This window comes from Bacteroidia bacterium (assembly GCA_019695265.1).
GTDB lineage: Bacteria > Bacteroidota > Bacteroidia > JAIBAJ01 > JAIBAJ01 > JAIBAJ01.
The window spans coordinates 30632-53131 of sequence record JAIBAJ010000007.1 but is presented as its reverse complement, the minus strand read 5'-3'; the positions used below and the strand labels follow the sequence as shown (position 1 = coordinate 53131).

Annotated in this window: 19 protein-coding genes; 11 read left to right on the top strand and 8 right to left on the bottom strand. The window is 39.1% G+C overall.

Annotation, left to right across the window (positions count from 1 at the left end):
- The first annotated feature begins 571 nt into the window (after positions 1 to 571).
- From K1X82_02495 to K1X82_02480, 4 genes are all read left to right on the top strand, one after another.
- The gene (locus K1X82_02495) at positions 572 to 4852 is read left to right on the top strand and encodes a PKD domain-containing protein (protein MBX7180955.1); all 4281 of its coding nucleotides are present in this window, start codon (positions 572 to 574) and stop codon (positions 4850 to 4852) included.
- 62 nt (positions 4853 to 4914) lie between these two features.
- Positions 4915 to 5379 carry a hypothetical protein gene (locus K1X82_02490; GenBank protein MBX7180954.1) on the top strand — a complete coding sequence of 155 codons (465 nt, stop codon included), beginning with the start codon at positions 4915 to 4917 and terminating at the stop codon, positions 5377 to 5379.
- Between the two features lie 50 nt (positions 5380 to 5429).
- On the top strand, positions 5430 to 5615 hold the full coding sequence (locus tag K1X82_02485; protein ID MBX7180953.1) for a hypothetical protein: 186 nt from the start codon (positions 5430 to 5432) through the stop codon (positions 5613 to 5615).
- A 4-nt stretch (positions 5616 to 5619) separates the two neighbouring features.
- The gene (locus tag K1X82_02480; GenBank protein MBX7180952.1) at positions 5620 to 5817 is read left to right on the top strand and encodes a hypothetical protein; all 198 of its coding nucleotides are present in this window, start codon (positions 5620 to 5622) and stop codon (positions 5815 to 5817) included.
- 208 nt (positions 5818 to 6025) lie between these two features.
- Here the strand turns inward: K1X82_02480 and K1X82_02475 are convergent, their stop codons facing one another.
- Positions 6026 to 6244 (bottom strand): 30S ribosomal protein THX, encoded by a 219-nt coding sequence (locus K1X82_02475; GenBank protein ID MBX7180951.1) that lies wholly within the window; start codon positions 6242 to 6244, stop codon positions 6026 to 6028.
- A 114-nt stretch (positions 6245 to 6358) separates the two neighbouring features.
- Here K1X82_02475 and K1X82_02470 point away from each other — a divergent pair, with 114 nt between their 5' ends.
- Together K1X82_02470 and K1X82_02465 are read left to right on the top strand one after the other, a co-directional pair.
- Complete coding sequence (locus K1X82_02470) at positions 6359 to 9331, top strand: PKD domain-containing protein (GenBank protein ID MBX7180950.1); 2973 nt, start codon at positions 6359 to 6361, stop codon at positions 9329 to 9331.
- A 54-nt stretch (positions 9332 to 9385) separates the two neighbouring features.
- A complete protein-coding gene (locus K1X82_02465; protein ID MBX7180949.1) occupies positions 9386 to 10381 on the top strand; it encodes an ABC transporter permease in 996 nt (331 codons plus the stop codon).
- Here K1X82_02465 and K1X82_02460 read toward each other — a convergent pair.
- Genes K1X82_02460 through K1X82_02450 form a run of 3 tightly spaced genes read right to left on the bottom strand, consistent with a single transcriptional unit; the run spans position 10378 to position 13795 of the window.
- Complete coding sequence (locus K1X82_02460) at positions 10378 to 11823, bottom strand: O-antigen ligase family protein (protein ID MBX7180948.1); 1446 nt, start codon at positions 11821 to 11823, stop codon at positions 10378 to 10380. The two genes, K1X82_02465 and K1X82_02460, sit on opposite strands and share 4 nt — an antisense overlap.
- The gene (locus K1X82_02455) at positions 11816 to 12760 is read right to left on the bottom strand and encodes a hypothetical protein (protein ID MBX7180947.1); all 945 of its coding nucleotides are present in this window, start codon (positions 12758 to 12760) and stop codon (positions 11816 to 11818) included. The genes K1X82_02460 and K1X82_02455 overlap by 8 nt, the downstream gene beginning before the upstream one ends.
- A 3-nt stretch (positions 12761 to 12763) precedes the next feature.
- On the bottom strand, positions 12764 to 13795 hold the full coding sequence (locus K1X82_02450) for a hypothetical protein (GenBank protein MBX7180946.1): 1032 nt from the start codon (positions 13793 to 13795) through the stop codon (positions 12764 to 12766).
- Between the two features lie 157 nt (positions 13796 to 13952).
- Between K1X82_02450 and K1X82_02445 the strand changes: the two genes are divergently transcribed.
- From K1X82_02445 to secG, 5 genes are all read left to right on the top strand, one after another.
- On the top strand, positions 13953 to 14894 hold the full coding sequence (locus K1X82_02445) for an NAD-dependent epimerase/dehydratase family protein (protein ID MBX7180945.1): 942 nt from the start codon (positions 13953 to 13955) through the stop codon (positions 14892 to 14894).
- A gap of 455 nt (positions 14895 to 15349) precedes the next feature.
- Positions 15350 to 16312: a polyprenyl synthetase family protein gene (locus K1X82_02440; GenBank protein MBX7180944.1), complete on the top strand. Its 963-nt coding sequence runs from the start codon at positions 15350 to 15352 to the stop codon at positions 16310 to 16312.
- A gap of 23 nt (positions 16313 to 16335) precedes the next feature.
- On the top strand, positions 16336 to 16827 hold the full coding sequence (locus tag K1X82_02435; protein ID MBX7180943.1) for a hypothetical protein: 492 nt from the start codon (positions 16336 to 16338) through the stop codon (positions 16825 to 16827).
- 11 nt (positions 16828 to 16838) lie between these two features.
- Complete coding sequence (locus K1X82_02430; protein MBX7180942.1) at positions 16839 to 17819, top strand: hypothetical protein; 981 nt, start codon at positions 16839 to 16841, stop codon at positions 17817 to 17819.
- Between the two features lie 2 nt (positions 17820 to 17821).
- Positions 17822 to 18187, top strand: a complete 366-nt coding sequence (secG, locus tag K1X82_02425) for a preprotein translocase subunit SecG (protein MBX7180941.1) — start codon at positions 17822 to 17824, stop codon at positions 18185 to 18187.
- A gap of 53 nt (positions 18188 to 18240) precedes the next feature.
- Here the strand turns inward: secG and K1X82_02420 are convergent, their stop codons facing one another.
- The 4 genes from K1X82_02420 to K1X82_02405 all read right to left on the bottom strand — a co-directional run bounded on the left by K1X82_02420 (position 18241) and on the right by K1X82_02405 (position 22467).
- Positions 18241 to 19368: a hypothetical protein gene (locus K1X82_02420; protein MBX7180940.1), complete on the bottom strand. Its 1128-nt coding sequence runs from the start codon at positions 19366 to 19368 to the stop codon at positions 18241 to 18243.
- A gap of 135 nt (positions 19369 to 19503) precedes the next feature.
- Positions 19504 to 20520, bottom strand: coding sequence for a T9SS type A sorting domain-containing protein (locus K1X82_02415; protein ID MBX7180939.1), 1017 nt, complete (start codon positions 20518 to 20520; stop codon positions 19504 to 19506).
- Positions 20521 to 20929: 409 nt separating this feature from the next.
- Entirely contained in the window at positions 20930 to 21424 is a 495-nt protein-coding gene (locus K1X82_02410) for a hypothetical protein (GenBank protein ID MBX7180938.1), read from the bottom strand.
- 8 nt (positions 21425 to 21432) lie between these two features.
- Positions 21433 to 22467 carry a hypothetical protein gene (locus tag K1X82_02405; protein MBX7180937.1) on the bottom strand — a complete coding sequence of 345 codons (1035 nt, stop codon included), beginning with the start codon at positions 22465 to 22467 and terminating at the stop codon, positions 21433 to 21435.
- Between the last annotated feature and the right edge of the window lie 33 nt (positions 22468 to 22500).

Sequence of the window (22500 nt, the reverse complement as noted above, 5' to 3'; positions counted from 1 at the left end):
ACGGTATGCCCTCGCTAAAAGGCCTTGATATACCGTGAGCTACTTGCCTCTATCCCTACCCGGGAAGAAAGTGCAAGCCAAGGAGTTCCTGGTAAGACCAATGACCGATTAGGTTCTACATTTTTATACCAACTTTATAGAATAAGTAGTATTAAACCATTTTGGTTTTGCAGATTTGTTAACGGTATTCGGTAAGATATAGGAGCCGTTTCTTTTACTAAGGCAAGGGCGCCAAATAGATACCTGTATGCAGATTGGAATCTGTTTAGGGAAATGAAGGGCTTGGTAAAAAGTAAATCACGTTGGGCTTGCACCCTCGGGCAACGATAGAGGCAAGTAGCCCACAGGACCCCGACGGCGTTAGCCTAGGGGGACGAGGACTACAGCCGATAGCGTGACCCGAGCCTTGGTGCAGTTTCTATGGTAAAAATATACCACTCCGGGAAAGGCGAAGGGGGCCCGCATCCTATAAATCAAAAATATCTTTTTAAAACTGAATCTTCCTCTGATTGAGGTTGAAAGTTGAATCATCTGACAAATTGCAATTTATGTCGGAAAAGTTTAGGTTTTTATGTTTAATTTAGCAACCTTAAACCAATTTAAACTTTGGATGAAAACCTTAGGTAGGGCACTTGTTTTAGCTTTAATTTCTTTTGCATCGTTGCTATCAAGGGCTCAACAATTCTCTGTTAATGGGAATGCCAGTTCATTAAGTTGTGATTGTTATCGATTAACCACGGCCTCCAATACCCAATTTGGATCGGTTTGGAACAATAATTTATTGGACTTAAGCAATCCATTTGATTTTTCTTTTGATGTATTTTTAGGTTGTAATGATGGAGGTGCCGATGGAATGGCTTTTGTACTTCAACCGGTTAGTACAAGTCTTGGCGCATCGGGAGGAGGAATGGGATACCAGGGTATTACACCTTCATTGGCTGTTGAAATTGATACCTATCAAAATTCAAGTGATCCATCGTATGATCACATTGCCATTATGCAAAATGGGGGAGTGGATCATGGCACCGGTTCCAATTTGGCCGGTCCGGTTCAGGCAAGTTCTACCAGCGGCAATGTGGAAGATTGCGGTTATCATGTGTTGCGCTTGGTTTGGGATCCTGCCGCCAATAGCTTTCAGGTTTTTTTTGATGGGGTTTTAAGAACCTCCTATAACGGAAATATTATCGCTTCGATTTTTGGTGGTAATAGTCAGGTTTATTGGGGTTTTACAGCAGCTACCGGTGGACAAAACAATGAACATAGGTTTTGCTTAAATATAATTCCAAGCTTTAACACAGCTACCCCATCGGTTTGCGAAGGAAATCCAACCCAGTTTAATGATGCCAGTACTTCCAATTTAGGTTCTATAACCCAGTGGACCTGGAACTTTGGAGATGGAACTCCAACTGTTTCCGGAATTCAAAACCCGTCTCATACCTATGCTACAGCAGGAAATTACAACGTTACCTTAACCGTAAATGATATCAGTGGTTGTGGCGCTAGTCAAACTTTTCCTGTGCTTGTTTTGCCTTCACCTCAGGTTACTGCAGGTCAGGATCAAAGTGTTTGTGAAGGGACTTTAATTAACCTTTCCATTGCTCCTGCTGATCCTACCTTAACCTATAATTGGAGTCCACCCGATGGTATAGCCAATCCCAATGCGGCCACCACCACCTGGACAGCCCTGAACACCACTAATTTTACCTTAACTGTTACGGATGCCAATGGATGTTCCGGATCAGATAATTTTACTATAACTGTATTTCCTAATCCGGAAGCACAATTTACTGTTTCCAATCATTGTTTAGGAGATATTGCTCCTTTTACAGACCAATCAACTGTGCAAGGTGGAACCATTGTAGCCTGGGGTTATAACTTGGGTGATGGATTTTCTGCGAATGTTCAAAATCCAGGTTATGTCTATTCAGCACCGGGAACCTATAATACAACCTTAACCGTGCAGGATAATAATGGTTGTGTGGCAACCAGTGCGCCGGTTCCTGTAACTGTTTATCCCTTGCCAACCCCATCATTTACATCTACCAATGCTTGTTTAGGTACACCGAATAATTTCACCAGTACTTCCACCCCTGCCGGAAGTTTAGTTCTGTATGCATGGGATTTTGGCGATAATACCAATCCGGTTCCGGGAAATGCAGTGAGTTATACCTATACTTTTTCCGGTCAGTATTTGGTAACCCATGCCGTTCAGGATAACCATGGATGTATCTCCGGAGTGCAGCAATTGGTTAATGTGTTTGATGTTCCAACAGCTAATTTCACCATAGCGGATGTTTGTTTGGGAACTCAGGTTTGTCCGGTAAATACCAGCACTGTTGCAGCCACAGAAACTATTTCCACTTATGATTGGGATTGGGGAGATGGCACCCCTAATGATGTTGTTCAATCACCTTGTCATACTTATGCCTCTGCCGGAACTTACACCGTAACTTTAACTGTAACTACTGCCAATGGTTGTTCGGATGTATTTACCACCAGTGTAACAATTAATCAACCACCAACAGCCTCATTTACCTGGAATAATGTGTGTGACGGCCAGGTAATGACATTTACCAATACCAGCACATCTACGGATGGTGTGATTTCCAATAGCGATTGGAATTATGGCGATGGTTCGGTAAGTTTAGCTCAAACAAATGGGTCTCATAGTTTTGCCAGTGATGCTACATATAATGTTGTATTAGATATCACCTCCTCTTTAGGTTGCACTGCTACAGTTACCAATGCTGTTACTGTTTACCCTGCACCTAATTTAGCTTTTACCACAACTTCGGAATGTGAAGATGTACCATTAACTATTACCGATGCTTCAACTATTAATCCACCTGCAACCATTCTTGGTTGGAGTTGGGATTATGGAGATGGTTCAGCGGCAGGGACAGGTGCAAATACAACACATTTGTATGCAGCAGGCACCTATGACATTACATTAACCGTAACAACTTCCGATGGGTGTACGGCCTCCATAACCAATCAGGCTGTAGCTCATCCGCTGCCGGTAACTGATTTTGAAGTGCTGCCTGTTTGTGAAGGTAGTCCATCGTTATTTACCAATCAAAGTTCAGTTTCTACTGGTACTATTACCACATATGCCTGGGATTTTGGAGGTGGTAACGTGAGTGCACAATCTAATCCTAGCTTTACCTTTACTTTTAATTCTCCTAATACTAATTATCCGGTTACCTTGGTTACCACAACCAACCAAGGATGTTCAAGCACTGCCACACTAAATGCTGTTGTAAATCCAAATCCGGTTGCAGATTATACTTCCAGTCCAAATCCGGTTTGTAAAGGTTTGCCGGTTACTTTTTCTGATAATAGCACAATTCCTGCACCCGGTACTATTGACTCCTGGAATTATAACTTCAATCAGTTTCAAGGTGCACCTGGTTTGCCAAGTACGCATGCCTACACCCCTGTTGCCAGTTTCACTTACAATACTGCACTTATTTACAATGTAAGTTTAATAGTTACCAGTGATCAGGGTTGCACCAATACCATTGTGCATCAAGTGGAAGTTTCACCTATCCCCACTCCTGATTTTTCGTCTGATTTTGTTTGTTTAGGAAACAGCACCCATTTTGTTGATTTAAGTACCGTAATCAATGGTTCAATAACGAATTGGTCTTGGAATTTTGGTGATAATTCGGCTGCCAATTTAACCCAGTTTCCAACTCATTCTTATGGTAATGATGGAAGCTTTCAGGTGTCGTTAACGGTAACAAGTGATAATGGATGTACTGCTTCTATAACCAAAGAAGCTGTGGTAAATCCTTTACCACAGCCTAATTTTTCAGCAGCGTATGTTTGTATTGGTAATTCCACAAGTTTTAATAATACATCCACCATTAATTCGGGAAATATTGCAACTCATGTTTGGATTTATGGAGATGGTAGTCCAAACGATACGACCTTTGCACCAACACATACCTACTTAAGTCCGAATGATTATGTAGTAACTTTGAAATGTATCAGCGATTCAGGTTGTGTAGCCACTACTACTAACAATTACTTTGTTTACCCTTCCCCTGTGCCGTTTTTCAATTACACCATTCGTGGCGATTCATGTCAGCCGGTAGCGGTTGATTTTTCTGAGTTTTCTACGGTACCAACCATTGGGTCACAAACCAATACCATAGATCCGGCAAGTATTTTATTTGATTTTGGTGACAATTCTCAAGGTACCATTTCTAATTCCCAACATGTCTATACCTTACCGGGGGTTTATGATGTAAGTTTAACAATTTCGACCAATCATGGCTGTACTGCAACTTTTACTGAACCGGCTTTGGTGGTTGTTAATCCTTTGCCTGTAGCTCAGTTTTTCCCTAATAAACTGGAAGTAGATATGTTTGCTCCTACCATTGAATTCACACATTATTCAGAAGATGCAGTAGAATGGTTATATGATTTTGGTGATGGTACCTTTTCAGACGATTCCAATTCATTTAGAACCTTTGTGGATACCGGTTGCTTTGATGTTACTTTGAGGGTTTGGAATCAATTTGGTTGTGAAGATCAGATTACCAAGGAGGTTTGTGTATTTCCATTGTATGCCCTGTATATTCCAAGTGCCTTTACTGTAAATGAGGATAAGAAGAATGCCATATTTAATGCACAAGGAGAAGGGGTAAAGGAATTTGAGATGAAAGTATTTAATCGCTGGGGAGAAGAAGTGTTTTGGACCAAAAGTTTGGATAATGGTTGGGATGGAATCGTGCAAACTACAGGAGCTGATGCTCAACAAGGAGTTTATACTTATTCGGTGAACGCCACAGACTTTAAGGATAGAAAATACAATTACAAAGGAAGAGTAACGTTAATCAGATAAATTCCGATAATATTCGCAAAAATTCATAATTTCATTTAATTTCGCCACCACAATTTCAAAACATGAAAAAAGTATTTGGTCCAATTTTCTTCGTTGCAACCTTAATTTCAGGGTTGGTTACCATTTCCAGTTGTAAAAAGTGTATTATTTGTACGGTAAAAGATACCAACTCTGGCCATGTTCTTTATATAAGTCCTGAGAAGTGTGGTAAAGAAGAAGATTTCAATCAATTAAAAACATACTCCGATTCTTTCTATTGTTGGGGTTGTGCAGTATACGATACTGCCATATTTGATAGTATTCCTGATAATTTCAATGAGCAATTGCGTTGGGATTCGGCCTATGTCGCCAATCTGGATTCCCTTGGTGTTGATACCTTGGATAGTGTAAATTGTGGACATGAAGTTGAATTGTTGAAATTACAATACCGCACAGGTGCTTTGGTTAGAGCCTTGTATGCGAATGATAGGTATTTTATTCATTGCTCTCAGGGAAATAAATTTCCAACAACTAAGGTTTGCGATTAATTGGCAAACTTTTTGAATGTGAACCGCTTTAACCTAAAAAAACTAAAGCTATGATTAAAAAGATATCCTTGATATTAGCCATTTTCGGAACTACATTGGCTATATTACCATCTTGTACACGTTGTAAAACTTGTACCTATAAAAATACTGGAAGTAATTCCCCATCACCATCTACCACTTATTGCGATGATGATTTAACCCAAGCAGAAAGTGACCCAAATTATACTTGTAATTAATCAAATGAAAAAAACGATTCAAATTAGCCTTGTTCTGTTGTCATTTCTTGCTATTGGTCTTTCAAGTTGTAAGAAATGTTCCAATTGTAATTATACCAATGTATATGGAAATAAAGGTCCAACATTCGAAGTATGTGGTCAGGAATTGGAAGATTTAAAGGCGCAACCCGATGCAGATCGGTATGAATGTTTAGATAGTTAATTTCAGCATTATTCAAAAAAAAACCGATCATTGATCGGTTTTTTTTTTGAACCCAATTCTATCAGTAAAAGGATTTAATACCTAATTCTTAATTTAATTGGGGTTACCCTGAATTAGAGATTGTAATTAATTTTCATGGGAATTAAATAACAAACTCTAATTCGTTTGTGCATTTCTAATACACAAACCGGGTTGAAAAGTTTAGCTTTTACTTAGCCTTAGCTTTTACAGCTTTTTTTGCATCACCTACTTCAGCTTCTTTTTTTGCAGGTTTTGCTTTTTCAGATTTAACAGCTTGAATAGCCTTTGCTGCTTTTGCTTCTGCAATTTCTGATGCACTTAGTTTGCCTGTAGTTCTTAAACGACGTACACCGTAGGATTTGTTTGCAATTTTTCCTCTTTTAGATTTGATATCTCCTTTTCCCATTTTGAAAAATTTTGAGCAAACATAATTAAATCTTCCTTGGGTTCAAGAAAAAAAATTTAAGTTCAAATACTTCCTTAAATTTGCCACCAATAAAATAAAACAAATCCATTAGTAATGAAGAAATTACTTACTACTTTATCCCTTGTCGCTATTGGTTTTTTGGGAACTACGGTTGCCCAAAATAACCTATGCGGAACAACACGAGTAATGCAAAAGTATTTTGAAGAGCATCCAGAGGCTGTTCAACAATTCCAGGAGTATTACCAAAACATGGACCATTCGGTATACAACGGCCCCAAGGCTGTGAAGTATATTCCGATGGTATTTCATGTTATCTATAATTCATCCACCAATGCCGGAAATGCCTCCGATGCAGTCATCCAGGCTACCATTGCTCAAATGAATGCAGATTACAGGAAGCAGAATAGTGATTTTTCCAATACACGTTCACAGTTTGTGAGTGTTGCAGCAGATGCGGAAATTCAATTCTGTTTGGCAACTACCGATCCGAATGGTAATTCTACTACCGGTATTATTCGTACGACTACCACCAAGGCAAACTGGTCTGTTGATACAGAAACCAATAATATGAAAGACCCTGCCGGAAACGATGGTGGTGTATATCCTTGGGATTTTAGAAAGTACCTCAATGTTTGGGTGGTTGATTTGGCAGATTATAGTCCATCAACAGGTGGAACTGCCGGTTATGCTTATCTTCCGGCTTGGGGATCTTCCTGGGAAGCAATTGATGGTATTGTGGTAGATTATCAGGTGTTGGGTTCAGGTGATCGTACCTTAACCCACGAGTGCGGACACTACCTGGGTTTGCCTCATCCATGGGAAGACGAAAATGCGAATGCAGGTTGTACTCCTGGTGATGGTTTTTCCGATACCCCTCCAACCGATCAGCCAACCTTTACTTGTCCTAGCAACCAAACACGTTGCAGTGGACAATTAACCCAATGGGAAAACTTTATGGATTATTCCGCTTGTCCTACCATGTTCACCACTCAGCAAGCCAATAAAATGAATACTATCCTGGCTACAACCTACAATTCAAATAATGGAATTGCCGGTCGTGCACAATTGGTTTCTTGGAGTGGTTGTAATTCCTCAACAGCAACCTTAAATGCCGCTTTCGTTGGTTCACCTACCACTGTTGTTGCTGGAAATACTGTAACGTTTACCGACCAATCAACAGGAAATCCAACCAGTTGGACCTGGACTTTTGCAGGTGGTTCTCCGTCAACTTTCTCAGGTCAAAATCCTCCCGTAATTACCTATAGTACACCCGGTGTTTATACCGTAACATTGGTTGTTTCAGATGGAACTAATTCTGATACTCAAACCAGCACCAACTATATTACAGTTACCTCTCAAGGTGGAGGTGGAGGTACCGGTTGTGATACTTTGTTTTATTTCAATGGCCTTTATTATTCTGTAGCTAGTACTGTTGATCCTAACTTTTCTATTGTTCCATCAGATAATGATGGTCTTACACCTAATACAAACAATCCAATGACATCAACAGATTGGGGAACCTATTATGATGTTATTGCAGTTGGTGATACCGATTTTTACCAATTGGCAACCTCCTATTTTGATAATCCCGGAACTGCTGATAACTGGATCATCTTTGGTCCTCTAACTGCCGGTACTCAAAGTTCAACCTTAAGCTGGTATCATTGGATGATTGATAATACTTACCGGGATGGATATGAAGTATTGGTAACTACTGCAGGAAACACCATCGCTGATTTTGCAGGTGCAACTACCATCGCCTCTTTCGCCGATAATGATCCTGCCACCGATGGTGATACTGTATGGACGGCACAAACTGCTAATTTGCCTGCTTCCTTCAATGGTCAGGATGTGTATATCGCATTCCATCATACGGCGAACGATATGTTTATTCTTGGATTAGACGAGTTTTTGTTTTCTAAATGTGATGCTGCAGTTGCCGCCTTAGATGCTAATTTCGTTGGAAATCCAACTACGGTAAATGTGGGTGGAACTGTCAACTTTACCGATTTAAGCACAGGAAACCCAACTTCATGGACCTGGACCTTCAACGGAGGTTCTCCTGCTACATTTAATGGACAAACTCCTCCTGCTATTACTTACAATACTGTTGGTTATTACACAGTTAGTTTAACTGTTTCAGATGGAACTAATTCTGACACTCAAACCAACTCCTATTATATCAACGTGGTTCAAACCAGTACTACCGATACTTGTTATACAAGACTTATCACTGACTTAGGTTCTTATTATGTAGATCCGGTTGATCAGGCCAATTTTGCCTTTAACTTCTATGATCAGGATCAAGGTACAGGTAATTCAGCCATTAATCCTCCTTTTGATGGTGACTGGCAATTGTTATACACCGTAGACTCTATTACAGGTGATACCAATAATTTCCTTGCAGCAACCTCTTGGTTCGATACCCCGGTTCAAGCTGACAACTGGTTTACCTTTGGACCATTGACTATCCAAAATGATACGGTTTTGGTTTCTTGGTGGCATCAGTATTTAGATAATGGTTTCAGAGATGGTTATGAAGTTTTGGTTTCTCCTGTTGGTCCAACTCCGGCTAATTTCCAAACTGTTAATGTTAGCTTGTATAATGTTACCGATAACGATGCCAGTACCGATGGTGATACTGTTTGGACTCCGCAAGCTGTTGTAATTAATGCAGCGGCCTATGTAGGAGCTCAAGTTTATGTTGCATTCCACCATTTTGGAAACGACCAATTCATTGTAATGGTTGATGATATTTGGGTTCAGGATTGTGACACCATTAACACCGTTATAACAGGAACCAAATCCAACACTCATGATCAAATGGCAATAGTTCCAAATCCATCCAATGGTGAGTTTTTCTTAAATTACCAATTTGGTACAAAAGAAAATTTGAACGTAACCATTATGGACGCTATGGGTCGAATCGTTTTTGAGCAATCTGTTACTGAAGCAGATGGTGGCATGTTGAAACTTAACCTTGAAAATAATGCCCAAGGAATTTACCATGCACGTATTCAACATGGCAATTCTGTAGCTGTTAAGAAATTGGTGATACAGCACTAGAATTTTTTGATTTTTGTATTGAAAAGCCGCACAGATTTGTGCGGCTTTTTTATTTTGAAAAAACAATACTCTCCTTTTCAATTGGCTTGGTCCAGGTTTCTCCGAATTCGGTCGGCGGTTATTGCCTTGGGATTTATTTTGGCATGGCTGTTTTTAGCTGTATTTGCAACTTGGATTGTTCCGGATAAATCGGAAAATGCCAATACCCAATTGCCCGAATTATCCGGTCTTAAGCCCCTAACTTCGGTGGTATTTCTGATGGATGAAAAGGAAGGTGTACCCATTGAAAAATCGGCTAGGGGATGGGTTGAGTTCGGATCAGATATTCCCGTTGCCAAAACAGTAATAGAATCCGAACTCGATAAAAGAACCTACCTGTTAGGAAATGATCGCTTTGGTCGGGATGTTCTAAGTCGTTTGGTTTTAGGTTCAAGATATTCTTTGGCAGTTGGTTTTGTTTCTGTTGTTATTTCTCTTTTAGTGGGATGTTTGATAGGAGCCTTGGCCGGTTATTATCGAGGATGGGTCGATACTTGCCTGAGTTGGTTTACAACTGTCATATGGTCGGTACCATTAATGCTCCTGGTAATTGCAATTACTATGGCCTTAGGAAAAGGTTTATTACCTCTCTTCTTAGCCATAGGATTGGCAACCTGGGTGGATGTGGCAAGGGTGGTTCGTGGACAAGTTTTATCTCTACGTGAAAAAGAATACATCGAAGCCTGTCGTTCCTTTGGTTATTCCGACCTGCGCATTATTTTTATTCATATTCTTCCCAATTTATCTGGTATTCTTCTGGTCTTGGCAAGCTCCAATTTCGCATCAGCCATTTTACTCGAAAGTGGACTAAATTTTTTAGGTTTAGGTGCCCAGCCTCCAATTCCTACTTGGGGTAATATGATACGAGATCATATCGGTTACCTTTTCGCCGGAAATGGTATGGCTTTGTTTGCACCAAGTATCTGCGTCTTCCTAATTGTTTTGGCATTTTCAACTGTTGGAAATGCATTAAGAGATGCTATGGATGTCAAGTACCTGGAAAAATCTTAATCTACTTCATTAACTTGTTCAACTTGCCTGGATGGAATATGATAAACATCTATCATGACTAACATGGCCATAAATCCCCAAAATGGACAAGATGCCTTATCTGTATCTAAAAAGTTATTCAGAAACCCATGAATATAGTAGGTAATTAAACCTAAGGTAATTGACATCACCAACCCCTTCATATATAAATCCGTTACCTTAAAATACAAAGTAATTCCGGTATATAGGCTGGTAATCAGAATTAAAATAAAGGTAGTCATTCCAAATACTCCGCTTTCTGCTAATGGTCCAATATATTCACTATGAGCATTTCCTAAATCACCGGCATTAGTGCTAATAATGGTTTTGTCTTTGCTCAATTGAAATGGGGCATATTTAAAAGCATAAGTTCCCGGACCCCAACCCATAAACGGACGTTGTTCAAACATCCTAAAGGCTGAATTCCATCGGTTTAAACGTTCCAAGTTGCTGGCATCAGAAGAAATGTTGGAAATACTCTTTACGTGTTTGGAAAAGTCATCCGCGCTATCCTGTCTATTCTTTTCTAGTTTCATTTGAATCTGAGTCCATGACAAGGCCAGAATAACTAAAAATACAGAACCAAGACTGAGCAAAGTTGTAAACTTAATTCTGAATTTCATTGCCAGAAAAACTCCAAAAGCAGCTATCAGACTTACCCATGCAGCACGCGTATAGGATAACACCAAAGCAATAGTATAGATGACCAAAACGATGGCAACAAAAACCCTGGTAGACGGAGAATAATAACCGGAAACTGTATAAAAAATCAATAAGGGGAAAAACATAGCCAAAATAGCACCATAAACGGTATGGTCATTATAAAAGGGCGACATTACCCAATTAGCCGATTGTTGATCAAAACCAAACGTGTAATGACGGAAGACAGTGTATCCAATAATTCCCATAAACGGAATTAAATAAAACCACCAATATGAAAACAACGATTTTTCTTTCTTAAAAAGCTGAGATGCTAAAAAGTAGTAAGTTATTACAAACCACATCCGAGATAATAAATACTTGAATGATACCACCGGTAAACTGCTTGAAAAGGAGGTAATACCCAACCAGGCAATATTTATTAATATGGCAATTGTAATTGGATGAGCAAGTATTTTCTTGTCAAACCTGCCCGACATAAGCAGCTTGATAAAAAAAATCAACATGGCTCCAAACAAAAGTGGATCCGTTGGAATAGACATTCCTACGCCTCCTCCGATATTGGTAATGTTAACTGCAAGAGGAGTACAAAATACGATTAATAAAACCAGCTTGTCTAGTGCCAATAAGGCTAATAAAACAATACCCAATGCCACTGGTAATACCGGAAGGTAGAAAAATTCCATCGAAACCAAGATGGTATTGATGAGGATAAAGGCTCCTACAATACCATACAACCATTTCGACTCCAATGTTTTATTCATGGGCATTTTGCCTGTAGTTTTCCAAAGCGGAAATTACAATGATTGAAAGCAGCCAACTGCTTATTAAGGTTGTTACAACTATTAACCAACGAACAGGATAGGATTTCTTATCAGCAGCAAATGGCTTAACCACCACATTGCTGTAGGTCAATTTCTTGTTCACTTCCTTCAATGCCTCATCGTGTTTTTCCTTTAAATCGGCATATTGTGAACGCATTCTCCAAAGATTTTCTGTGATAATTAAAAATTTTCCTCCTTTCGATTTTAGTTTTTCCAGGAATGCTTCTAAATTCTTACCGGATCCACGTTCTGAAACACTTTTTAAATAATTGCGCATGGCATATTCCGTTTGTAAGCTATAATCCAACAATCCATCATCCGTTCGCATCCCTTGCACAATTAATTCCATCGAATCCATTTCTGTTTGCAATCGGGTCAATTGGTTTTTAACTACAATATACTTTTCTGTTGCTTTCTGTTTTTGTAGTTGTTGCTCTTTGGCATCAAATAAACGAATCATGGATCCGGCCATTTCCGAAGCAACCTTGGGATCTTTATCCAATATATCAATCTGTACCGATTCATACTCCGTTTTCTTTACTAAAACATTGTCATGAAACTGCTCCAATAAATGGGTACGATGAAATGGATCTGTAGTGGAATCAATTCCATAATGTTTATACAATTGAAAAATGTTAATTAAACTATCTGAAATGGCATCCGATTGCAAAACTTGTATCATTTGTTCAGTTTCAGACTCCGATCCAAATGGAATAATATTTGCCGGATACAAAACTGCTGTCGATTTATACAAAGGCGTAATGAACCAAGAACTGGAAAATATGGCCGATAAAACCACTGCCAATAAACCAATTACCAAAAGCGCCTTTTGCCACTTTATGACAATGTCGAACAAGGATTTTTCTTGATTTGCCATACCTTATTGTTGTTTTAGGGCTTTAATGTTTTTAAACTTTTCATAAATCAATATTGACAAAATTCCCATTACCAAGGTGGAAAAAACAGATATAACCATTATTAACCAACGTATCGGATAAGATTTCTTTTCTGCCTTTGTTGCATTGTTTACAATAAATTTATGAGGTAAGGTTTGTTCAGCATCAATTTTTGCCTCATGGTATTTGGCCCTTAAATGGGTTAATTGCTTCTTTTCATTTTCTAAAATATCCCGAATCGATACATAAGCTCCTCCATATTGCGAAACAATTTTTATTTGTCCTTCGAGTTTTGTAGCAGCTTCTTTTTTTCCATCTAATACTGCTTTTCCGTATGCTTCGTACAGTCGCTCTACCTGCGATTCGTAATCATTCACACCTATTCTTCTTAAAGCATCTAAACTGTCCTCTAAACTTTTAATGTAATTCTTCATGTCAAAATATTCGGCCTCGGCAATTTTCATAGCCTTAAATGCCCTTTCCTTTTGCATACGGTTTTTCACCGTATCCAATAATGCAGCAATATCATTGGCCATATCTGCTGCAATTTGTGGATCTGTATCAAATACCTCAATTTCCACACTCATAAATTCAGTTCTTCTAAAACTGATATTTCCTTCATATTCCTTTTGAAGCAAGGTGTATTTGTATCGATTGGAAGTGTCAATATCATAATGCTTCATCAGGTCAAATTTCTGAATTACCCGATTCCTGATTTCATCCGAATTTAATATTTGAAGCAATTGCTCTGCTTGCTCCTCCTCCCCAAATTGCAATACATCCTCCTTCGCCGATCCGTTTTCCGATATCAATACCTTGGAAATAGAGTTGGTATTTGCCGGAAATAAAACAACTGTCGATTTGAATTTGGGCTTAATAAAGTAAGGTTCAGTAAATATAAAGGTAACTACGATACAGATGCCTATCAATATTCCTAACGGCTTTTTCCATTTATCTAAAAACAAAATGAAGTCGGTAGATTCGAAGCTATAGTCGGACTTTGGATGCTCTTGCATTTAATTTTACAGGTACAAAAATTTAGAACCACAAATGTAATGCGTTCCGCTTTTTGGTTGACCTCTCTATGCAAATAATGGAAAACTTATTTAATTCCTTCCAAAATTTGTCAATGAATATTTGAAACAACTACTTTTATACCCGAAATCGACAAACATGACAAGCATTTTAGTTACAGGTGGAGCCGGATTTGTCGGAAGTGCATTGGCCGAAAAGCTCGCTTCCAACCCCGATAACCACGTAGTAATCGTTGATAACCTGATTACCGGTAGTCTGAAGAAATTACCCCATACACCCTATAACAATATCAAGTTTATTAAATGCGATGTCAACGATTTTAAGGATATCTCCAGCGTTTTTTATGCCTATCGCTTCGATTTTGTGTTTCATTATGCCGCCCTCGTTGGGGTTAAACGTACCTTGTCTCACCCGGTAATGGTTTTAAATGATATTACCGGTATCAACAATGTACTAATCCTCAGTAAAAATACGGGTGTTAAACGCGTTTACTACTCATCTTCGTCCGAAGTTTATGGCGAACCGGTTGAGTTTCCTCAAAATGAACATACTACGCCTCTCAATAGCCGTCTTCCTTACGCAATTGTGAAAAATGTCGGTGAAGCTTACCTCCGCTCTTTCTACAAAGAATACGGTCTCGAATTTACTATTTTCCGATTCTTTAATACCTACGGACCTCAGCAAAGTAAGGATTTCGTAATGTCTAAATTCATTTCCATGGCTTTGCAAAATGACCCAATTACCATTTATGGCGATGGAAGTCAAACCCGTACTTTCTGCTACATCGACGATAATGTCGATGCCTGCTTAAACGCTTTCTATAAAAACAAATTCGTTAATGATGTAGTGAACATTGGAGGTAAGGACGAAATATCTATCCTCGAATTGGCTAATACCATCATTCAAGTTACCGGTTCTTCCTCCAATTTGCGCAATTTGCCCCCGCTCGAAGAAGGCGATATGACTCGCCGCCAACCCGATACCACTAAAATGGAAGAGCTACTCGGTCGACCTGTTACTAAGTTTGAAGACGGAATTAGAATGGTTATCGAACGCGGTCAATTTGTTTCTGCGCATTAAAATTATCTTTTCTTTTTAATTTATTTTAATTTGGCGGGCCCCTTCACGCCTAAATCGATTTGGGCAATATTCAACGGTTTTCGAAAGGCGTTCAGGTCACGCTTTCGGCTGTAGTCCAATAACTCCGCTAAACGCTGCGTTATTGGAGCTACTTGCCTCAATCGTTGCCCGAGGTGCAAACCCAACCATTCGTTTTTCATCCACTTGTTTCCAAGGTATAATTCTTTCTTTTAGGGCTTCTTGTATTCCTTCTTATTTCCCCTTTTTACGGCTGTTATGCCAATTATTATTTGTGAAATAATCAACAACTGTTTCTTCAAATTTTTACCCGAACTAATCTCTGTTTTGGAATTCTCTGAACTATTACCCAGCTTTTTCCGTTCCGAATTTATTTAATGAAATTTTCATACCTCATCGTTTCCTATCAAAAGCCTAATTAACCTATTTTTGTCGCCATGGATTTAAACCAAAGCCTTGTTAAAGTTGAAAAAGTATTGTCTGAATGCTTGGATAGAAAACCCAAAGGTTTATATACGCCGGCAGCCTACGCCCTCGAAGTAGGTGGTAAACGAATGAGGCCAACCCTGGTACTGCTCGGAAATTATTGCATGGGTGGTAACGAAAACGATGCTTTGCACGCCGCTGCATCAGTTGAGATGTTTCATAACTTTACCTTATTACACGATGATATCATGGACAACGCTCCAACTCGTCGTGGTAAACCTAGTGTTTGGTATGAATTTGGTTCCAACGCAGCAATTCTCAGCGGCGATGCCATGCTGATGTTAGCGTATTCGATACTATCCAAAGGTCCGCATTTTCAAACATTGGCCCAATGCTTTACCGAAACCGGTATTCTTGTTTGCGAAGGCCAACAAATGGATATGGATTTTGAACGTAGAAACGATGTGAGTATTTCCGATTATCTTCAAATGATCGAAATGAAAACATCGGTGCTTCTGGCGGCCTCCTTGAAAATGGGTGCTATTACAGCCAATGCTTCAGTCGAAAATCAAGAAAAATTGTACAAAGCCGGAACCGAATTGGGAATAGGTTTTCAACTCCATGATGATATTTTGGATGTTTTTGGCGACCCAAATAAAGTAGGAAAGCAAATGGGTGGAGATATTATTTCTAACAAAAAGACCTACCTGCTTATTAAGGCTCTTGAATTGGCCCAAGGTGAAGTGCTGGATACTTTAATGTACCATATTAATGCTGCCCATTTTGAACCAAATGAAAAGGTAAAGGCAGTTAAAGATATTTATAATCAATTAAGTATTAAGGACCTGGCAACCAGAAAAATGAAAGAATATTTCGACCATGGTTTAGGAATAATTCGTTCTATGGATATTCCCGCCGATAGAAAGTCAAAACTGTTGGAGTTTTTTGAGCTTCTTATTAATCGCGAACATTGATTGCTTCAATTCGATATCGCTTAATTTTTTTCACAGTTTGCCTGGGTTTACTTGGTTTTACTTCCTGTGGAGTGTATTCTTTTACCGGTGCTAGTATCGCCCCGGATGTGAAAACCGTAGATGTGAAGTTTTTTTCCAATGTAGCTCCACTTTCTCCTCCCAATTTGCAGCAAACTATCACAGAGGCTTTAAAAGATAAATTAAATAGCCAAACCTCCTTAACCTTGGTTCGAAATGGAGGTGATTTGCATTTCGAAGGTCAAATAACTAATTATGTTACCGCACCAATCGCTATTCAAGGAAATGAAACAGCTTCTCAAAACAGATTAACCATTACTATTTCAGTTAAATTTACCAATAATAAAGACGATAGGCAAGACTTTGAAAAATCCTTTACCCGGTTTGCCGATTACGATAGTAAAACAAGTCTTTCCAGCGTAGAGTCTGCATTAATTGATGAAATTAAGCAACAGTTAATTCAAGATGTGTTTAATGCAAGCATTGCCAACTGGTAATAATTAAACAAATGACCAGCAAAGAGTTTCAATCAGTACTTATTTATCCGGGATTACTTAATTCGGAGAGTTTGCCTGCATTGGAAGAATTGGTGAATCATTATCCCTGGTATGCCACGGCTCAGCTAGTTTTGGCTAAAAACCTGCTTCAAATGAAGCATGTAAGGTATCCTGCCAAATTGAAATTGGCTTCAGCTGCCACCATCGATCGTTCTTTGTTAAAGCAGTATTTATTAGAAAACCAAAATCTTCCTCCAAAAGAGCTAAGTTCGGAGATTCTTGTTTCAATTCCAACTGCTTTAGTTCCGGAAACTTCTGTTTCAATTGGTAAAATAGCAAGCAATATCTCTCCAATTGAAGAATTGCCCGAGCCCCTTCGTATAAGCAGCAGGGAAGTGGAAGAGACCGAGGTAAATGCAAGTGCCATCCTGGAAAATCAAACGCCAACTCCGGTAGTTGAAGCGATTGAAAATAGTGCTTCTTCTTTTGAACCAAATTCCGCTAAAAACTCGGACGAAGAGCCTTTTCCTTTCGAACCATACACCCAATTAGATTTTACTACCGAATTGTTGAAACTTCCAGTGTTGGATTCGAGTCCCGAACCCATAAAATCCAATGCCACTCCTGAACCGAAATCTTCCGGAAAAATGAGTTTTTCAGATTGGTTAAAAAGTTCCAAGGAAATTCATACTTCACAACCGAATTCCGATGATGAATTGCAACGAAACGGAATAATTGAACGTTTTTTGGAAGATCAACCTCGAATTTCTAAACCCAAACAAACCGAATTTTTTAAACCACAAGAAGCTGCCAAGAAAAGTTTAAGCCTCCCGGAAGGGCTTGTAACAGAGACTTTAGCCAAAATTTATGAAAATCAGGGGCATTTTGAGCGTGCAATTCATGCTTATGAAAAATTAAGTGTAAAACATCCCGAAAAAATTACTTACTTCGCAGCCCGAATTTCTAAACTTAAAGAACGACTTAAAGATTAACCATGTTTTACGCAATACTTACTCTCATTTTAATTTCTGCTATTTTATTAATTTTAGTAGTTTTAGTTCAAAACTCCAAAGGCGGAGGATTGGCTTCCAATTTTACACCAAGCAACCAAATTCTTGGCGCTCGTCAAACAGCGGATTTCTTAGAGAAAATGACCTGGGGTTTAGCAGTTGCTATTATTGTTTTGAGCATTGTTGCCAATATCTTTATTTCTGGAGGAAGCAACGAAGTTAAAGAATCAGAAGTGCAGCAAATGATGGACAATGGTTCTGTGCCAACTTCCAACACTCCTCAGCAACCTGCTCCTGGTGCTCAACCGGCTGCACAACCTGCACAACCTGCAACTCCACCTGCCAAATAATTTGAATTTATTATTTTTAAGAAGCCTGTGATTTAAATTTTCACAGGCTTTTTTTATGGAATCTCCAACCGGGTCCAATAAACATAGGTTCTGCCTAGTTGTCCACTAATCCAGTTCTTAGACCTTCCATGTATATTGCTGGAGTAATTAAGTAAGTAAAAACCGCCTTTTCCGTCTGCTACTATGCCCGGAAAGGCATTGTCGCCGGTAGAGGGGAAATCCATTACATGTTCCAAGTTGAAATTTGTGCGATTTAGTCTAAACAAGGCCGTTTTCTTTTCTGTAAATGAATATCGGATTAAATTATAGGCTCTCCGAAGTTTAGGTCCAAACCATGCCGGTGAATGATCTACCTTCCCATCCATGTTTCGTCGGGCAACCAAATAAAGCGTTCCTTTGTGTTCAAACCACAACGCTGAATCGTATTTTTCAGGTAAGGATTTTATTTCCCATTGGTCAAGTTGTTTGGCATTGGCATGTGCCAGCATTCCACCTACACTTTCCAACCGAATGGTACACCATAAATCACCTTGTTGATCAAATATAAATTCACCCTCTTCCGCATGATCTACCTTTACTTGGGTTTTCTCTGAAATGGGTTGCCAGTTTTTTCCATTGGTTGACCACAGCAATCGTAAATCGGCCCGGTGTTGGTTGGAATACAATCCAATTCCATAATAGGCCGACATGTATAAGGTATCTTGCCTTTCCCGAATTCGCCATGGAACAAAACCATGTAGTGCGCAGGTTTCGGGTGTTGTAAAATCCTGATAGCCTGATTTAGTGGAAACATATAAAGAATTAGGTTCAAATTTAAGAGGATGAGAGCCGGCCTTAAAAAAGTAGAAAAACAGGCTGTCGTGAAAAACGGTGAAGCGGGGTTCACGCAAATCAGCTTGCATATGGACCTTGGTTTCAAGTTCCCAGGAATGAAAATCGGTAGAACTTAGCACATACAATTCAGTTTTGGAAGAAGCAAAATGGGTTGGTGCAGTTCGTAGGGCAACATAATACCTACCTTGGTAAAATGTAACATCCAGGTTGTTTTGTGCATGTTGAATGCTAACACCTTTGGGCAATTGATTTAAATCCAATAATTTTTGCCATTCCGAAGTGAAAATTGTTTGGCAAAAAGCTAGTCGTGAAACCAGCAAAAAAGTAAGGGAAAATAGGGATTTCAAAGACGATGATTTTAGCAAAGAAAGCCGGTATTGGTCAATGAAATTCTAATTTTAGATTTTTTATTCTTTTACAAATTTAGAATGAAATAAGAGGTTACCTGATTTAAAACTTGCCTAATAAAAGGAGTTTTTTGCTCAATACTTTACAAAGGTAGTTTTCCAGGGAATTTGGCCAAGGTAGCCTCTGATCCAATAGTTTCCCTCACTTAATTCGGAGGTTGAAATGCCGGATGAAGTGTAGTAGCCTGAACTAACTTGTTGCCCCATGGAGTTCAAAATTTCAAAGTTAGCTCCCAGATAAGATTCTGAAAGGAAAACCAAATCATTGGTTGGATTCGGATAAACTATAGGGGAGTTTTGAGTGAATTCATTTATTCCACTTCCTAAATCTATTGAACCAACTACGATGTTTCGAATCATCCAACCCGGTTTGTTATCGAAGGTGGTGTCAGAGTGGAAGGTGAACCGGAATAGCAGAGAATCCATGTTCGAAAACTCACATCCGTTTTGGTTATTTTGAATGGATTTTACAGGGAATGCCCAAATAAATTCAAAGCCACTCCAGATCCAGGTATCGGAAGTGCCGGTAAAAGAATAATTTAGGTCATCTAAGGTTGGAATGGAAGCCGGATTATAGTTCCCATAATCATCTACCAAAGGGAAATTTATGTAGGATTTGAAGGTAGGAGAAATAAAGTTATCATTTACGACATTGGACCAATCCGTACCATTGCAACTATACTCAATTACACCTCCATCCTTAAGACTGTCAGTGCTATATCGGTGTTCAAACATTAGGACGGTAGAAGCCCATTGAAAAGGGTTACTGGGAGGGGTAATCCAAAACGAACAGGAATTGCCGGTTGAATAGGAAGAATCCAAATCTGTTTCAATACCAAAATCTGCCCCCGGATTGCCAAATTCGGGTTTTTGATTGTTTCCAATTTGCCATAAATCGCATGATGAACTTAGCTTTATCAGATTGGTATCTCCACCCAAATGGAGTGTATCTAACCAACAATTTTGGTAACAAGCATACGATAATATCGGAGGAAGAACTTCACAAGGGTAAATATTCCCATTGCTACTTTGTGCGAAGGATTTATTTACTGTTAAAATCAAAACAATTAATGCAGGTAAAAATGTTTTCATGCTGTTAATTTTCTCAAATGTAAGGAAATAGAAATTTACTTGAAATGATTTTTATCAATTTGATATTGAAAAAAGAAGTTTTCAATTGAAACCAATATCTGCACTAACATTCTATGAAACATTGCCCCTTAGAAATAAATAATTCTAATTCTAGTTTTTCGAATAGTTCATTCTTCAATTGATTAGGTTGTGTAAAATTAATCCGGATACGGAAAAACTACGGAATAGAATAAGTAGGTTGGGGTTGTGTCGGGTAGGGATAGAGGCAAGTAGCCCACAGGAGCCCGCAGCCTTTGGCTAAGGGCGACGAGGACTACAGCCGATAGCCCGACCATGAGCACATGCAGAAAGGGTTGTAGTTTTAAATGCCTAAGGTGCGAATGGGACCCGCCAAATAAATAAAAAAAAACTATTGCTCTTTCTTCTGAATTTCTTCGAGCAGGCGTCGTTTAAATTGCTCTTCGGCCTTATAAAGCAAAGCCACTTTTCGAATGGAAAGAACCGATTTAAACTGAGGATGGTATTTTTTTCGAAGGTCAATTTCCTTTTGAGCCAGGTTAAGTTCGTCGTCTAACGCTGTTTCAATTTCCTTATCGCTCATGCTTTCGTAATTTTCAGAAACATCTTGCAACAGGTTTTTTCGGGTTTTACGGAGTTGTTTTAATTCAGTTTGAAAAGCGTTATAAATAGGCCAAAAACGCTGAGCTTCGTCCGGACTAAGATCCAGTTTTTGGGTAAAGAAAGCCATTTTAAGGGCCAAAATCTTATCTTCCTTACTTCCGTCGGTACGTTGAGCACCTCCGGGCTTAGGAATAGCTCCACGTTGTGCTGCAGTAAGCAATGGCAAGCTTGCCAACAGCAACATTGGAAGAACAGATTTTAGAACATAGGTTAACAACTTCATGGTTTGGTTTACAGGTCTATACTTTGTAGGTCAATATCGGTGTCTACCAGATAATCAATAATTTCGTCCTGGCTGGGTTGGTCAACAGGGATGGTAAAAGTGTTAAGATCGCTTAAATCGATGTTTTCGGAAACTACTTCCAGGATATCTTCTTCGTCAAAACTTACAACGGTGGCAGATTGTTCATTTTTAACTACTTCGGCCAAGGGCATATTTTGGGCTGGACTTGGGTTAGAAACAGAAGGTTCAACACTTGCAACCGCCGGTTTATCGGAGTTATTAGTGAAAATGAAATTTCCTAAACTCACGATTAAAACCAGGGAGGCAGCAACAGAAATGCTGATACCAATGTAACGTATAACCAAATTAGGTTTGGCAATGGGCAGTTGAATTACTTTGGTGTCTGGATTTTCATGGCCCAGGGTTTGGGTCAGGTTTTGATCGAATTGGTTAAAATAGTGCGGAGGAATGGAAAAAGGATTTGTTTTTGGGATGGCATGCAGGGTAGGTGCTGACTCCGCAAAAAACAATTCTTCCAAATCTTCGTCTACTTGTTCACTGGTAATTTTAGACCAAATTTTGGACTCTAAATCTTCGAAATAAGCAGGAGTCACCTCCATTCCAATGGATGCAGGTAGGTTTAAAGTATTCAGATTACCATCCAATTCCTTCTCGCTTAAGCCATCGATCCGAATTCGATTCCAAACGGAGGCCTCCAATTGTTCAAAATAGTTATCCGGGACTTGGAAGTCTTGTGTTTTTTTTTGAGAAAAGAGGGTAGGGGCAGCGAATTCTAAAAAGGCTTCTTCATTTTCTATTGAAACCTGGTCTAAAGCAATCCGCTTGAGTATGGTATTTTCTAATTTATCAAAATAACCGGAAGGTACCCCGAATGAGCTTATAGAACTAATTTCTGAGCTGTCTTTGTCCTGATGCCCAGCCAGAATGCGCTTCATAATGCGCTCCGGCAACCGATCGAAATAGTCTTTAGGAACTATAAACGGATTGTTTTTACTGGTTAAATTTTCAAGAATGTTAGACATGGCGGGTAAAATTTAGTTCATGTTTTAAGGTAA